17 protein-coding genes are annotated in these 13,487 nt (G+C 70.6%); 7 read left to right on the forward strand and 10 right to left on the reverse strand.

Annotated features, from left to right (window positions below):
- Positions 1-4 precede the first annotated feature (4 nt).
- The 5 genes from ACWD02_RS16010 to ACWD02_RS16030 all read right to left on the reverse strand — a co-directional run bounded on the left by ACWD02_RS16010 (position 5) and on the right by ACWD02_RS16030 (position 2,374).
- Positions 5-199 carry a hypothetical protein gene (locus ACWD02_RS16010; protein ID WP_451210129.1) on the reverse strand — a complete coding sequence of 65 codons (195 nt, stop codon included), beginning with the start codon at positions 197-199 and terminating at the stop codon, positions 5-7.
- 465 nt (positions 200-664) lie between these two features.
- Positions 665-850 carry a hypothetical protein gene (locus ACWD02_RS16015; RefSeq protein WP_451210131.1) on the reverse strand — a complete coding sequence of 62 codons (186 nt, stop codon included), beginning with the start codon at positions 848-850 and terminating at the stop codon, positions 665-667.
- A gap of 29 nt (positions 851-879) precedes the next feature.
- Complete coding sequence (locus ACWD02_RS16020) at positions 880-1,743, reverse strand: ATP-dependent DNA ligase (protein ID WP_451210133.1); 864 nt, start codon at positions 1,741-1,743, stop codon at positions 880-882.
- Between the two features lie 41 nt (positions 1,744-1,784).
- Positions 1,785-2,123 (reverse strand): DUF6233 domain-containing protein, encoded by a 339-nt coding sequence (locus tag ACWD02_RS16025; RefSeq protein WP_451210136.1) that lies wholly within the window; start codon positions 2,121-2,123, stop codon positions 1,785-1,787.
- Positions 2,123-2,374, reverse strand: coding sequence for a LexA family protein (locus ACWD02_RS16030; protein WP_451210139.1), 252 nt, complete (start codon positions 2,372-2,374; stop codon positions 2,123-2,125). The genes ACWD02_RS16025 and ACWD02_RS16030 overlap by 1 nt, the downstream gene beginning before the upstream one ends.
- 166 nt (positions 2,375-2,540) lie before the next feature.
- Here ACWD02_RS16030 and ACWD02_RS16035 point away from each other — a divergent pair, with 166 nt between their 5' ends.
- The gene (locus ACWD02_RS16035; protein WP_451210142.1) at positions 2,541-2,975 is read left to right on the forward strand and encodes a DUF6221 family protein; all 435 of its coding nucleotides are present in this window, start codon (positions 2,541-2,543) and stop codon (positions 2,973-2,975) included.
- A gap of 298 nt (positions 2,976-3,273) precedes the next feature.
- On the opposite strand, the gene ACWD02_RS16040 is transcribed toward ACWD02_RS16035, so the two are convergent.
- From ACWD02_RS16040 to ACWD02_RS16050, 3 genes are all read right to left on the reverse strand, one after another.
- Positions 3,274-3,468, reverse strand: a complete 195-nt coding sequence (locus tag ACWD02_RS16040; RefSeq protein WP_451210145.1) for a hypothetical protein — start codon at positions 3,466-3,468, stop codon at positions 3,274-3,276.
- Between the two features lie 63 nt (positions 3,469-3,531).
- Positions 3,532-4,746: a hypothetical protein gene (locus ACWD02_RS16045; RefSeq protein WP_451210148.1), complete on the reverse strand. Its 1,215-nt coding sequence runs from the start codon at positions 4,744-4,746 to the stop codon at positions 3,532-3,534.
- Between the two features lie 145 nt (positions 4,747-4,891).
- Positions 4,892-5,341, reverse strand: coding sequence for a hypothetical protein (locus tag ACWD02_RS16050; RefSeq protein ID WP_451210151.1), 450 nt, complete (start codon positions 5,339-5,341; stop codon positions 4,892-4,894).
- A 64-nt stretch (positions 5,342-5,405) separates the two neighbouring features.
- On the opposite strand from ACWD02_RS16050, the gene ACWD02_RS16055 reads away from it, so the two are divergent.
- Together ACWD02_RS16055 and ACWD02_RS16060 are read left to right on the forward strand one after the other, a co-directional pair.
- Entirely contained in the window at positions 5,406-5,666 is a 261-nt protein-coding gene (locus ACWD02_RS16055; RefSeq protein ID WP_451210153.1) for a hypothetical protein, read from the forward strand.
- The gene (locus ACWD02_RS16060) at positions 5,663-5,827 is read left to right on the forward strand and encodes a hypothetical protein (RefSeq protein ID WP_451210155.1); all 165 of its coding nucleotides are present in this window, start codon (positions 5,663-5,665) and stop codon (positions 5,825-5,827) included. Before ACWD02_RS16055 ends, ACWD02_RS16060 begins: the two co-directional genes overlap by 4 nt.
- A 235-nt stretch (positions 5,828-6,062) precedes the next feature.
- On the opposite strand, the gene ACWD02_RS16065 is transcribed toward ACWD02_RS16060, so the two are convergent.
- Complete coding sequence (locus ACWD02_RS16065) at positions 6,063-6,290, reverse strand: helix-turn-helix domain-containing protein (RefSeq protein WP_451210158.1); 228 nt, start codon at positions 6,288-6,290, stop codon at positions 6,063-6,065.
- Between the two features lie 283 nt (positions 6,291-6,573).
- Here ACWD02_RS16065 and ACWD02_RS16070 point away from each other — a divergent pair, with 283 nt between their 5' ends.
- The 4 genes from ACWD02_RS16070 (at position 6,574) to ACWD02_RS16085 (ending at position 11,645) form a co-directional block, all read left to right on the forward strand.
- Entirely contained in the window at positions 6,574-6,819 is a 246-nt protein-coding gene (locus tag ACWD02_RS16070) for a hypothetical protein (RefSeq protein WP_451210161.1), read from the forward strand.
- 179 nt (positions 6,820-6,998) lie between these two features.
- Positions 6,999-7,817: an oxygenase MpaB family protein gene (locus ACWD02_RS16075; protein ID WP_451210786.1), complete on the forward strand. Its 819-nt coding sequence runs from the start codon at positions 6,999-7,001 to the stop codon at positions 7,815-7,817.
- Positions 7,799-10,036 (forward strand): tetratricopeptide repeat protein, encoded by a 2,238-nt coding sequence (locus ACWD02_RS16080; protein ID WP_451210164.1) that lies wholly within the window; start codon positions 7,799-7,801, stop codon positions 10,034-10,036. The genes ACWD02_RS16075 and ACWD02_RS16080 overlap by 19 nt, the downstream gene beginning before the upstream one ends.
- Positions 10,037-10,094: 58 nt before the next feature.
- The gene (locus ACWD02_RS16085; protein WP_451210167.1) at positions 10,095-11,645 is read left to right on the forward strand and encodes a phytoene desaturase family protein; all 1,551 of its coding nucleotides are present in this window, start codon (positions 10,095-10,097) and stop codon (positions 11,643-11,645) included.
- A 15-nt stretch (positions 11,646-11,660) separates the two neighbouring features.
- Here ACWD02_RS16085 and ACWD02_RS16090 read toward each other — a convergent pair whose 3' ends face one another.
- Positions 11,661-13,469: a serine hydrolase gene (locus ACWD02_RS16090; RefSeq protein WP_451210170.1), complete on the reverse strand. Its 1,809-nt coding sequence runs from the start codon at positions 13,467-13,469 to the stop codon at positions 11,661-11,663.
- Positions 13,470-13,487 lie beyond the last annotated feature (18 nt).

Raw genomic sequence — 13,487 nt, forward strand, 5'->3', positions numbered from 1 at the left:
TGCTCTACTGTTCCTCGGCCCCGAATCCGTCGTGGCCTGGGCAGAGGTTGTCGGGGCAGTACCAGAACACGGAGACGTCCGGGTCGACGTTGGCCACCATCTCAGGCACGGCCCGGCGCTCTATGCGGCTCATCTTGCTGCAGTGCGCGCAGGGTCGCGGACGGAGACGTCGGGCCTCGGACTGCTTGTGGATGCTCATGCTCGGGACGCTACGCCGAAAAGCGCGGAACGTTGCCCCCGCTCCCCTTAGAGCGGGCGCACGCGAGTTCAGGTCTAGTTGAAGATCTGCGCCCGAACTTCAAGGTTGCGGCCGTACAGTTGAAGTTGAAACCGCCTCGCAGGTCGGGCCCGGCCCGCGGGGCTTAACGACGGAAGTCCTAGGAACCTCCGCCCGGAACGGCGCGAGCGGGATCTCACCCCTCAAGGGGCGGTGGGGCCAACTCCGGGCAGGCGACGTACAACCGTGGTGGGACGTCGCTCCGTCGCATCGGCATGACACGAACGCCGACCCCGGCAGGGGGAAGGTCTCTCGGGGCCCGTACAGGAAGTCGCCGGTAACGGGGACGACCGACGGTGGACGCGACACCGGAGCCGCAAGGCCAAGGGTCACAGACTCCGCGAACGAGCACCCGCCCTCATGTACCGGGGGCGGGCGCTCGTGCGTTCAGACCTGCGGCTGGAGCAGCTGCCCGACTTTGATCTCGTGGATCTGCACGTGCTCACACTTCGCCGCCACGAGCTTCTCCTTCTGCCCCTCGGCGCTCGCCTTGTCGTAACTGCACAAGGAGGCCCGCGCCACGCCGTCGGTGTCGGTCCAGGTGAGCCCGTAGTTCTTCATCGTGATCGCCATGCGGCCATCATCGCTGGCGGCACTGACAATCAGCGGACGCGCGTAACCGCCACGGTCGCATGCCGCGTCGTACCCGCCTCGACCTCCACCACCAGGCCCCGGCCCGTTGTCGTGTACGCCTCCCCGTCGTCGGTCCGCGCCCGTCGTCCCGGCCCGGAGTCGGCGACCAGGCGCGCAACCTCGGCGGCGATCTGCGCGGTGAGGGCCTGCGACAGCACGCGGCGCCCGTCAGGCAGGCGCACGGCGATGCGGCGAGGTCTGCCGGCGGGCCCGACGTAGCCGACGACTTCCGCGTTGACCGTTTCCGCGTGCCGGATCTTCCGCCAGATCCTGGTGGGCCGGTACGTACTGCTGGCGCGTTTCGCGACGACGCCTTCGATGCCCTGAGCTGGCAGGTGCTCGTACCAGGCGAGGGCTACATCGATGTCGTCTGTCGCGGCGGTCGCCTGGATTGGCGGGGGTACGTCGGCGAGTACTTCGAGGAGCGCGGCCCGGCGCTCCTGGTATGGCCGCCCGCGCAGATCGACACCGTTGTGCATCAGGCAGTCCCAGACGACGTAGTTCGCGGGGTACTGCCTGGCCAGCGCCGCGGCTCGTTTCGGGCTGGAGTTGCCGCGGGACTGAGCCGCCGAGAAGTCCAGCCGTCCGTTGATCCATACGACAGCCTCGCCGTCGAGCACCGTGCCGGGGCGCAGCATCTCCTGACCTGCGCCCGCCAGGTCCATCCAAGCGCTCGTGACGGTGCGCCCCGCTCGGGTGTGGCAGCGGGTCGTCTCCGCATCCCGGTGCATGATCAGCCGGTGGCCGTCGTACTTAGGCTCGTACCACCACCCGGCGCCCCGGGGCAGGCGTGAGACCGCCTCGGCGAGCGCTACGGGAATCGGGTACTCCACGGGTTCAGCCTCCAGTCGATCGGTGGCGGGCGCGCGGCGGACTACTCCAGCACGCCGAGCTCGGTGTCGGGTCGGCAGTACGGGCACGCCTCGACGCCCTCGTGCAGGGCGCGGCGCGCCTGATCGGCGGTGATGCCCGTCGCGCGCGGCGGTTTCGGCGCCATGTCGCAGTGCCCCGCGTGGACGTAGACCGCGGGGCGGCCTTGGCCGATGCCCTGCTCGATCAGCCAGTCCGGGGGCGACGGCCGGGCCTGCTCGCCGCGGATCCGTTCGGCTTCCCGCTGTTCTTCGGCCGCGATCCATTTGCGGGTCCGCTCCAGGTCGCTGAGCTGCACGCGTTCGAGGAAGCGCAGGACGTCGATGCGGCGGGTCTCGTTCATCAGGTGAGCCGGTAGTCCCGCCAGCCGGTACCGCGCGCCCTGGCGACAGCGCCTGCCTGCTCCAGTCGGCGCAGCTGGTAGAGGACGGAGCTGGGGCTGGACAGGCCGACGGCGGCGCCGATCTCGCGGACGCTGGGGGCTTCGCCGTGGTCGACGATGTGGTTGCGGATGCAGGTGAGGACGGACTGCTGCCGGTCGGTGATGTCCCACGATCGGCGGGTGCGGGCTGGGGTGGGGTTCGTGTGCACCATGAACCCAGTAGAGCATGTGTTCGAATTAATGTGCGAGTCGGAGTTCGACCCCAGCCGCGTTGTCAGCGCCTGCCGCTAACCTGTCCGTATCTATCCGCGCTGTGGCTGCAGCGCTGCCGCCCCGCCCCCGTGATGCAGGGGCGGGGCACTCGGCATTGGAGGGCCCTTGAGCGACGACCTGGCGCAGTGGCTCGGCGAGCAGCTCGACGACGACGAGCGGATCACGCGAAGGGTGACGACCCCTGGTATTTGGCGGGTGGGACGCTCCCACGGAGGCTCGACCATCGAGGGTGGTGGGTGGACAGTTGGCAGCGCCGATGAGCTAGATGCCGCCCACATCGCGCGCCATGATCCGGCGCGGGTGCTGCGCGAGATCGACGCCAAGCGGCAGATCGTGAACGGCTACGCCCTATCCGCCCAGGCCGTGGACGAACTCGCTGTTCGCCGAGAGAAACTGAAGACCGAGGGGCACGACCTGTTCATGACGGATATGGAACTGGAGTCCGCCATCGTCAGGCGCGACACGCTGAGCGGGGCCCTCCGTCTGCTCGCCTTGCCCTACGCGGACCGGCCAGGCTACCGCGAGGAGTGGCGGCCGTAGCCCAGGCCGCCCCCGACGTAAGATCCTGTTGAAACCCGAACAGACAGGATCGCCATGAGCACCCCCGCCCACGAGGTCACCTACGAGCCCCCACTCCAGGGAGCCGGACCGTGCGCGACGGCGAAGTGCCCGAACCATGCGCAGAAGTACGGGCCGTCAAACGGCAGGCGGCCGTCCAGCCCGCTGTGCAACGTATGCCTGGCCGAGGTCGAAGCCGCGCGGAAACGTTCAGTCGGCGCGTAGCCTCCCCCTCCAGGGAAGCTATCTGACCAGGCTTTTTCCTGACGTCAGGAAAAAGCTATGCCGCCTCGACGATCTCCCCACGCAGCGACTCCGCGTGCGCGACGGCCGTCCACTCGGCAATCAGCACCTCGTAGCGGTCCCGCGTCTGCCCGTACAACCAGCCGCCCGTCGCTGCCAGCAGCTCCCGGATCTCGTCGTTCACCACGGCCGCAGACCGTGCGGAACCAGGCGATGGGGGAGTGGTGGGCATGTGGATCATCTTAATCGCCGGGTACGACATCACCCAGTAGCCAGCGGAAACGGCATATTCCGATCACGCGCCGAGAACATCCATCAGATGGTCATCAAGGTCGGCGACGAAGTCCTCCCGCCGCCACGGCCGCAGCTCCTGCCGGGCCCGCCGCAGCCGGATCGCAGGCACCCGACCACCCGTCGCCGACGCCGCACCCACACACTCGTGCAGCAGCTCGGCCGCCGCCCGCGGGTCATCCATCTTGATCCGGGCCAGCGCCTGATCCGTCGTGACGATCGCCCGCTGCACCTGCTCCCTCGGCGCCGAGAGTGCTGCCGCTGAGGTGGCGAACCGATCGTGGGCCGCCGCCGGATCGCCGACGTACAGCTCGCAGACACCCTCGAAGCCACGCAGATGACCGGGCGAGAAGGACGTCGGAGCCGGATCACCGGCATGGTCGCCCTCAATGTCATACCAGGCCAGACCCAGCGCAGCCTGCGACTGGCGTTCCTGACCCGCCCGCGCCGCGATCTCCGCCTGTAGCGCATGAGCACGGGCCCGCACCAGGGTGCTGTCACCCGACCGCGCCGCACGCACCGCCTCATCGACGAGCAGGCGCGCAGGCTCGAGGCCGCGGGTCGAATACAAGGTCACCAGGGCGTGGCTCATGTGGACGCCAGCCTGCCGCCACGGCTGCTCGAGCAGCCCCGCCTCACGGGTCGCCTCCGCATACAGGGCACGCGAGGCGGCATCGTCACGCGTCTCGAACGCCAGACGGCCCGCGAGCGTCGAAGCGACCACAGCGGTCGACCGCAGTTGGGGGAGCAGCGGTTCAGGCGCAGGCCCGGCGAGCAGGGTGCGGCACGCCTCGACCGCGGGCGCGAGCATCAACTGCAGGCGCACGAACGGCAGACTGCCGACCTGCGCGTTGACACCCGCGACTGTCGCCGTCAGATCGTGGAGCACCGTGTCGTCGGCGCGCGACGGATCCGACAGCGCCGCGGCCAGACCCTGCTGCCCGCCCGGCGTGAGGAACGCCAGCAGCGAGGAGCCGCCGCGGTCGGTGAGATGCCGGATCACCGCCGTGCGGGTCTCGCCGATCTGCCGCTCGCTCAACCCCAGCAGACCCAGCGCATCGCACAGCTCGGCGAAGTCGGAGCCCGAGCCGAGGCTGACCTGCCCGGACCGCGTCGTCGCGTACACATAGGCCAGCAGCAGCTGGTAGCGGTCATCGGGGGCAGCCGTACCGGCCTCCCAGCGGGACACGGTCCGCTGAACGGAGATCGCGGACGGCATGTGCGGGACGTGCAGGTCACGGCCGGCGTCGGTGAGGGCGTGGGCGAGGACGGACAGCGACCAGGCGCGCCGCAGTCGGAGCCGTTTGAGCGCCGCTGCTCCGTCCGTTCTGTCACCCACTCGGCCATCATGGCGGAAATGCGGCCTACACGGGGACGATCAGCCGCGGAAGCCCCAGTCCGGCCGCGTAGTTGAGGGTCTGCCAGGTGCCCGACTGTGGCTCGCCGGCGTGCGGAAAGCCGGCAACCATGCTGCTGCGGTCGACCATGTACCGGTTGCGCTCGTGGTAGGCGGGGGACCTGAGTTCGACGGCTTTCAGCTCGATGATGTCCTTGACGCGGTCCTGGCTGCGGGCGATGGCCTGCCGAGCTTCGGCGGGCTGCTGATCGAGGCGGCCGGGCACGACGATGGTGATCTGCGCGCTCGTGTTCCCGGCCAGCCACAGCAGGGCGAGGGAGTCGATGCCCTTGGCGCCGCCGATGTAGAAGTGCGCGTCGTCGGAGAACGGGCCGAGGTAGCTGGCGAACAGGGATGCGTACTCGTCGAGTCCGCGGTGCGACGTCGTCCGGGTGCCCGTAATTGCGACCGTCCGCATGATCCACTCCGTGTCATAGGTTGTCATATCCCGCACCGACCTGCGGGATTGAGATCGTCAAAGCGTGGACATCGACGACCTGCACCGCCTCGGCAAACTCCTCGAAGGCCGCGGACTGCGCGTAGCGGCCTGCGACCCCGAACTCCGGCTCTACGTATCCAACCCCCTCAACTCACAGCTCGCCGAGGAGATTGTGCTCACGAGCGGCCGGTACATCACCGGCTATGAGTACGAAGTGGGTGAGCGGGGAGCGGAGCGCAGCTGCGCAGACCGCATCGCGCACATTCTCGCGGTCGGCGACGAGCCGAAGGCGGAACGCGCATGAACGCCCCCAAGTACGCGCGCGCCCAGATCCCCGACCTGTGCTGGGATCAGAAGCCCGGCGACGTCTGGCACTGCACTCTCGGCCCGGCTCACAAGGGCGATCACTTCCACGCCTACACCAAGAAGCGGTGGCCGAACCGCGGGCGAGTGAAGCAGGGCTGACCTTCCGCCCGCAGCCCCGTAGACGGCCGGCTGGACGCTCGACGGGGCTACATGGGGGCGAGGCGTGCACGACTTGTGCCCGTTCGGTGAATCGTTACCCCCAGCTTGACCAGGGGTGATCGGTTCACACGGGGCACGAACGGAATGCGTTTACCTGCCCATGCCACAGTCTTCCGTCACGTGGATATATGCATTTGAATGCTGGACAGCAATGGTTCGCCACTTAGGGATGGCGTCAGTGAAGGAGGTCGGTCACGTGGCAACGCAGCTCGTGGGCCACGCGGAGGAGATGGCTCATCTTGATCTCCTCACCTGCCTCCATGCGCTGGATGGTGCTCCGGCCGAGGTCGGTGTTGTACGACAAGGTCTCTTGGGTCATGTTCAGGTGGAGGCGCCGGATGCGGATGCGGTCGCCGATCGCCCTGAGGGCGTCAGTGATCCATCTCGGCTGTTCATCGGGCACCCGTCCAACGCTTTATCGACCAAGATCATATGTCAGCATCAGTTTTGAGGCTTTCTGTGATCTTGAGGTGAGTGCCCAGTCCCCGCACCCACCCCCCCCCCACACGCTCCGACCCTGCGGCCTCATGGCATATGCCGCAGGGTTAAAGGTAGTGTCCGAGAATCGAACGCGTGTTCACTCGAAAGGGCGAACAACGCTCGGCCTGCGGTTTCCGTTGGGCAGGGAGGGAACTATGCGCGTCACCCCACTAGCAGCCAGCCCAGCCCACAGGAGACGGAACGACATGGACGACGAGGCGATCCTCGCCCTCTACGAATGGGCCCTCGGAGCCTGCTTCCGCCACCCCGCGGCCGGCGAAGTCGAGACCACCACGGTCAAGAAGGTCCACCCCCGCCACGGCGGCGAAGAGGAAGTCCGCGCCTGCCGTATCTGCGTCCTCGCCATAGAGCATGACCGCCGCAAGGCTGCGCTGAAGGCTGGCCTGCCCTACGAACCTGGCCACGCCGGGGAGGACTTCGCAGGCTCGTAGGTGCAGATCAAAGCCCTGATTTCTGGTCCGGTGCCGAGGGGGGATCTGGGGGGAATTTGGGGAGCATCAGCTCGTGGGGAGTGAATGGGGGGACTCGGGAACACCCCCCGCCGCCAGCAAGCACCACTGAGGGCCACTCACAACCACCAGGTCAGGCGGTAAATGGACTCCCTGAGGAAATCGCTGCAGCTGACGGAACCCTGTCCATGCAGAACTCCGACTTCCGCAAGGACGCCTGGGGCCGCCTCATGCGGACCGCCAACTTCGTGGGCACCATCTCGTACGGCACCACCGAGGTCGCGGAACAGGCGGGGGCCCGGGTGTGGAAGATCCACACGATGATAAAAGCCACCGATCCCGACACGGGGGAGCGGTACGGCGTCGACGAGCCCGAGCTGCTGCTGTGGGTGCACTGCGCCGAGATCGACTCCTATCTGCACGTCGCCCGCCGGTCGGGCTTCCGTCTCACCGGTGAACTCGCCGACCGGTATGTCGCCGAACAACGGGAGAGCGCCCGGCTCGTCGGCCTCGACCCCGACGGCGTACCGGCCTCCACCGCCGAACTCGCCGCGTACTTCGAGCGGGTGCGGCCCGAACTGGCCGCCGGACCCGAGGCGCGCGACGTCGACGACTTCCTCCAACGGCCGCCGACACACCCCCTGTTGATCCCGGCGCGCGCCCTGCTGTGGCGGCGCGTGGCGAACCTCGCGTACGCCTCGTTGCCGCCGTACGCCCACGAGCTGTACGGAAGAACGGCCCCGCCGCCCGCCACCGTGACCCGGCGGCTCAGCACCACCGGCACCATCCTGCGCACCGTTCCCGCACGTCTACGCTGGCAACTTCCCCCGAAGCACATTCTGCGGGCCATGGCCAGGCTCGGGCCCGGCGCCCGGCCTGCCCCGTACAAACTCGACAGTCGGACAGCCATACTGGACGAGCCGGGGAGGGCGAGGCGAGGCAACGGGGGCGACGGACGGAGATGGCGGACACCAGGCTGATCCAGGGCCGGTACCGGCTACTGGACCTGATCGGGCGCGGCGGCATGGGCGAGGTGTGGCGTGCCCGCGACGAGTCACTCGGGCGCAGGGTCGCCGTGAAGTGCCTCAAGCCGATGGGGCCCCAGCACGACCAGTCCTTCACGCGCGTGCTGCGTGAGCGCTTCCGGCGCGAGGCACGGGTCGCGGCAGCGCTCCAGCACCGCGGCGTCACCGTCGTCCATGACTTCGGGGAGCACGACGGCGTCCTGTATCTGGTCATGGAGCTGCTCGAAGGGCGCAACCTCAGCCAGCTCCTGGAGGACAACAAACAGCATCCGCTGCCGGTCGCGGACGTCGTGGAGATCGCCGACCAGGTCTCCGCCGCGCTCGCGTACACCCATGAGCAGGGCATCGTGCACCGCGACCTGAAGCCCGCGAACATCATGCGCCTCTCGGACGGCACGGTGAAGATCTGCGACTTCGGGATCGCCAGACTCGGCCACGACATCGGCTTCACCTCGCGGCTGACCGGCACGGGCATCGCGATGGGCACACCCCACTACATGTCGCCCGAGCAGATCAGCGGCGCCCAGGTCGACCAGCGCAGCGACCTCTACTCCTTCGGCTGCGTGCTCTACGAGATCGCCACCGGGGCGCCGCCGTTCGACCTGGAGGACGCCTGGGCGGTGCTCGTCGGCCACCGTGACACCCCGCCGGAGCCGCCGCGCACGCACCGGGACGAGCTGCCGGAGTACTTCGAGAAGATCGTCCTCGACCTGCTCGCCAAGGAACCGGACCAGCGCCCCAGCGACGCACGCGAACTGGGGCGCCGCATCGTCACCGGCCGCACGGTCCCCTCGTACGTCCCGACCGTCGTCACCCCGTCCGTGCGCCGCCCGGAGCAGGCGCCGTCGCGTGAGCCCCGGCTGCCCTCGTGGACCCGCGGCATGACCACCGGGCACAAGGCGAACGGCGCCTCCGAGCTGCGGACGACCCCGCCCGACGCGGCGGCGGGCCTGACCGGGGAGTGGATTCCGCGCGCCGACGCGCGCCGGGCCGCCGCCCCGCGCAGGCCCGAACGGCCCACCCCGTCACCCGAGGTGGTCGCCACCCTGGTCAGCCGGCACAACGCGGGCCTGAGCCTCGGGCGCCTCGGCCGCTGGGCGGAGGCGGGCGAGGTGCACCGCGCGGTGGCCGCCGAGCGGGAGCACGCCCTTGGCCCCGACCACCCGGACACGCTCGCCAGCCGGTACGAGGTGGGCTTCACGCTCAGCCGCACCGGCCGGGCCGCCGACGCCCTGCGGGAGTACGGCCGCGTCGCCCAGGGCAGGGAGCGCACGCTGGGCCCCGACCACCCGGACACGCTGGCCGCACGGCAGGAGATGGCGTACGTCATGGGGCAGCTGGGGCGGCACTTCGAGGCCCATCAGGTGTACACGTCGGTCCTCGCCGTCCGTGAGCGGACCGCGGGCGCCGATCACCCCGACACGCTGCGCTGCCGGCACAACCTGGCGTACAACCTCAGCAGGCTCGGCCGCCTGGAGGACTCCTACAAGCTGGCCCGCGACGTGGCGACGGCGCGGGCGCGCGTCCTCGGGGCCACGCACCCCGACACCCTCGTCACGCGGTACGAAGTCGCTTACGCACTGGGCCAGTTGGGCCGCTGGCCCGAGGCCCTCCAGACGTACCGCGAGGTCGCCGACGCACGCGTGCGGGCGCTGGGCGCCGACCACCCCGACACCCTCGCCGCCCGCTACGAGGTGGGCATCAGCCTCGGCAGGCTCGGCCGCAGCGGCGAGGCCCTTGAGCTGTACCGCGACCTGATCGACGACCGCACCCGGGTGAACGGCCCCGCCGACCCCGAGACTCTGCGCGCCCGGCACGGCCTCGGCGTGAACCTCGGCCGCCAGGGCCGTTGGGAGGAAGCACTTGCCGAGGCCCGCGACGTCTGCGCGATCCGCGAACGCGTCCTCGGCGGCGACCACCCGGACACCCTGGTCAGCCGCCGCGAGGTGGCCGTGGGTCTTGGCTGGCTCGGCCGCTGGGCCGACGCCCTGACCGAGTACCGCCGGGTCGCCGCCGCCCGCGAGCAGGTCCTCGGCGCCGACCACCCCGACGCCCTGGCCAGCCGCAACGACGAGGCGCACTGCCTGGAGCAGCTCGGCCGCGGCACGGAGGCGGTCGAGCTCTACCGCCGGGTGGCGGCACTGCGCCAGCGACGGGCGACCGGGGGCCAGTGACCAGCAGGTCGCGCGCTTCCCCACGCCCCTCCGGGCGCTCCACGTGTTACGAAGAGCTATGCCTCCTCGCGATCGATACGACGCCGTCATCGTCGGCGGTGGTCACAACGGACTTGTGGCCGCCGCCTATCTCGCCCGCGCCGGACGCTCCGTCCTGCTCCTGGAGCGGCTCTCCGGGACCGGAGGGGCCGCCGTGTCCAGCCGCCCCTTCGCCGGTGTCGACGCCCGGCTCTCGCGCTACTCGTACCTGGTCAGCCTCCTGCCGCGGAAGATCGTCAGGGAGCTGGACCTGGACTTCCGGGTGCGCACCCGGACCGTGTCCTCGTACACCCCGACCGAGCGCGACGGCGTGCCGACGGGACTGCTGGTCGGCGGTGGCGAGGCGCGCACCAGGGAGGCGTTCGAGCGGCTCACCGGCGGGCCGCGCGAGTACGAGGCCTGGCGGGAGTTCTACGCGATGACGGGGCACGTCGCCGAGCAGGTCTTCCCCACGCTCACCGAGCCCCTGCCCACGCGCGGCGCCCTGCGTGAACGGATCGGTGACGAGGCCGCCTGGCGCGCGCTGTTCGAGGAGCCGATCGGCGCCGCCGTCGAGGAGCGGTTCCACGACGACCTGGTGCGCGGGGTGGTGCTCACCGACGCCCTCATCGGAACGTTCGCCGACGCCCACGACCCGTCCCTGCGGCAGAACCGCTGCTTCCTCTACCACGTCATCGGCGGCGGCACCGGCGACTGGAACGTGCCTGTCGGCGGCATGGGCGCCCTCACCGGAGCCCTCGCCGCCTCGGCCCGCGCGGCGGGCGCCGAGCTCGCAGCCGGCCACGAGGTCACCCGCATCGAGTCGGACGGACAGAGCGCCGAGGTCACGTACCGCACGCCCGAGCGCGAGGCCACCGTCGCCGCCCGGCACGTCCTGGTCAACGCCTCACCCCAGGAGCTCGCCGCCCTCATCGGTGACACCCCGCCCGCCCCGGCCGAAGGCGCCCAGCTCAAGGTCAACATGCTGCTCGATCGGCTGCCGAGGCTGCGCGACACATCGGTCGACCCGCACGAGGCCTTCGCCGGGACCTTCCACATCGGGGAGGGCTACGGGGAGTTGGCGACGGCGTACGCCCAGGCCGCGGCCGGCGAGCTGCCCGCCGCGCCGCCCTCCGAGATCTACTGCCACTCCCTGACCGATCCCAGCATCCTCGCCCCCGAACTCGTGGAGCGCGGCTGCCAGACCCTCACCCTCTTCGGGCTCCACACCCCCGCCCGTCTCTTCGCCCAGGACAACGACGCCGTACGCGCCGAACTCCTGAAGTCGACCCTGGAGCAGTTGGACGCGCACCTGGCCGAGCCGCTCGCCGACTGCCTGGCCACCGACGCGGACGGCCGCCCCTGCATCGAGGCCAAGACCCCCCTGGACCTGGAACGCGACCTGCGCCTGCCCGGCGGCAACATCTTCCACCGCGACCTCGCCTTCCCCTACGCCCAGGAGGGCACCGGGCGCTGGGGCGTGGAGACGCGGCACGCGAACGTCCTGCTGTGCGGGGCGGGTGCCGTGCGCGGCGGCGGGGTCAGCGGCATTCCCGGGCACAACGCCGCGATGGCCGCGCTGGGGGAGTAGGGCCTCGGCGCGGCCTCAGTCGGCCGAGGGGGCCCAGCCGACCGCCTCGATGCGGGCCGCGTCGGCGGGCCGTGCCTCGTCGAAGACCGTGCGCGCGCCGTCCTCGACCCGCAGTCCGTCGGCGTACGCGCCGCGCCCCACGTAGAGCTGGTCCGTCGCGTACCGCCAGCGCAGCTGGACCCGCTCGCCCCGCCACGGCGAGAGGTCCGCGGCCAGGCGGTGCCAGACGCGCCCCGACCAGCCGGACGCCGTGCCGTCGGGGTGCTGCCGAGGTGACGTCCCCCGGTGCTCGGTGGTGAACGGAACCGGCTGCCATGTCGTGCCGTCGTCCCGCGAGGCCTCAAGGCGCAGGGCGTCCGAACCCGGCTCGGTGTCCCACCACAGCTCGCACCGCAGCTTCGCCCGGTCCGTGGCGAGGGTGAGGGGCGGCAGGGTCAGCGTGGCCGTCGCCGCGTTCGCCATGCCGGAGAACCACGCGGTGCGCCCGCGCGCGGGACGCACCGGGACGGCGCGTGCCATGCGGTTCGCCGCGGCCACCCTGGGGGCCGAACCGGAGCGCCAACTGCGCACCGGGTGGACCGAGTTGCCGAGGACGACGAGGAAGGAGTCGGTCGTCGGGTCGAGGACGAGGGAGGTGCCGGTGAACCCGGTGTGGCCCGCGGTGCGCGGCGTGGCCATCGCGCCCATGTACCAGTGCTGGTAGAGCTCGAAGCCCAGGCCGTGCTCGTCCCCGGGGAACTCCGTGTTGAAGTCGGTGAACATCAGCTTCACGGACTCGTCCGAGAGGATGCGGGAGCGGCCGTACACCCCGCCGTTGAGCAGCGTGCGGCCGAGGATCGCGAGGTCCCAGGCACAGGAGAAGACCCCCGCGTGCCCCGCGACCCCGCCGAGGCCGAAGGCGTTCTCGTCGTGCACCTCGCCCCACACCATGCCGCGGTCGAGGCCCGACCAGGGCAGCCGGGCGTCCTCGGTCGCGGCGGTCTTCGGCCGCCAGGACGCGGGCGGGTTGTAGCGCGTGCGGTGCATCCCGAGCGGAGCGGTGATCTCGTCGTGGAGCAGTGTGTCCAGGCGGCGGCCGGTGATCTCTTCGAGGACCAGCTGGAGCGAGATCAGGTTCAGGTCCGAGTAGAGGTACTTGGTGCCCGGCGGGTTGAGCGGCGCCTCCTGCCAGATGAGGCGCAACTGGCCCTCGCGCGTGGGCTCCTTGAACAGGGGGATCCAGGACCGGAACCCCGAGGTGTGGGTGAGGAGCTGAAGGACGGTGATGTCCTGCTTGCCGGCGCCCCCGAAATCAGGGAGGTACGAGGCGACCTTCGCCTCCAGCTCCAGCTTGCCCCGCTCGATCTGCTGCACCGCGAGCAGCGAGGTGAACAGCTTGCTGACGGAGGCGAGGTCGAAGACCGTGTCCTTGGCCATCGGGATCTGCCGGTCGGCCGGCAGCTCGACGCCGGTGTCGGTCTTCTCGTCGTACGCCGAGTAGCGCACCGCCTTGCCGATGGGCTGGTGCAGGGCGACGGTGCCGCCGCGGCCCGCGAGCAGGACGGCGCCCGCATACCACGGGTGCTTGGGGGAGGGGTCGAGGAACTGCTCCGCGTCGGCGACCAGTTGCCGCAGGTGTCCGGCGAGCAGCCCGGCGCGCTCGGGGCTGCCGGGCCGCAGCGTCGGACGCTTGGCCGCGGCCGCGGATCCCGCCGCCGCGGCAGGTCCCGCGGGGAACGGCACCAGTGCCAGCGCCCCGCCCAGTGCCACGACGCGCGCGCCCAGTTGGCGTCTGCTCAGCCCGCCGCCCGCTCTGTCGGACGCCGCCCCGTTGTCCTCGGCCATGACCGTGCCCCCTCCTGG

This window comes from Streptomyces sp. NPDC002853, from assembly GCF_053591915.1.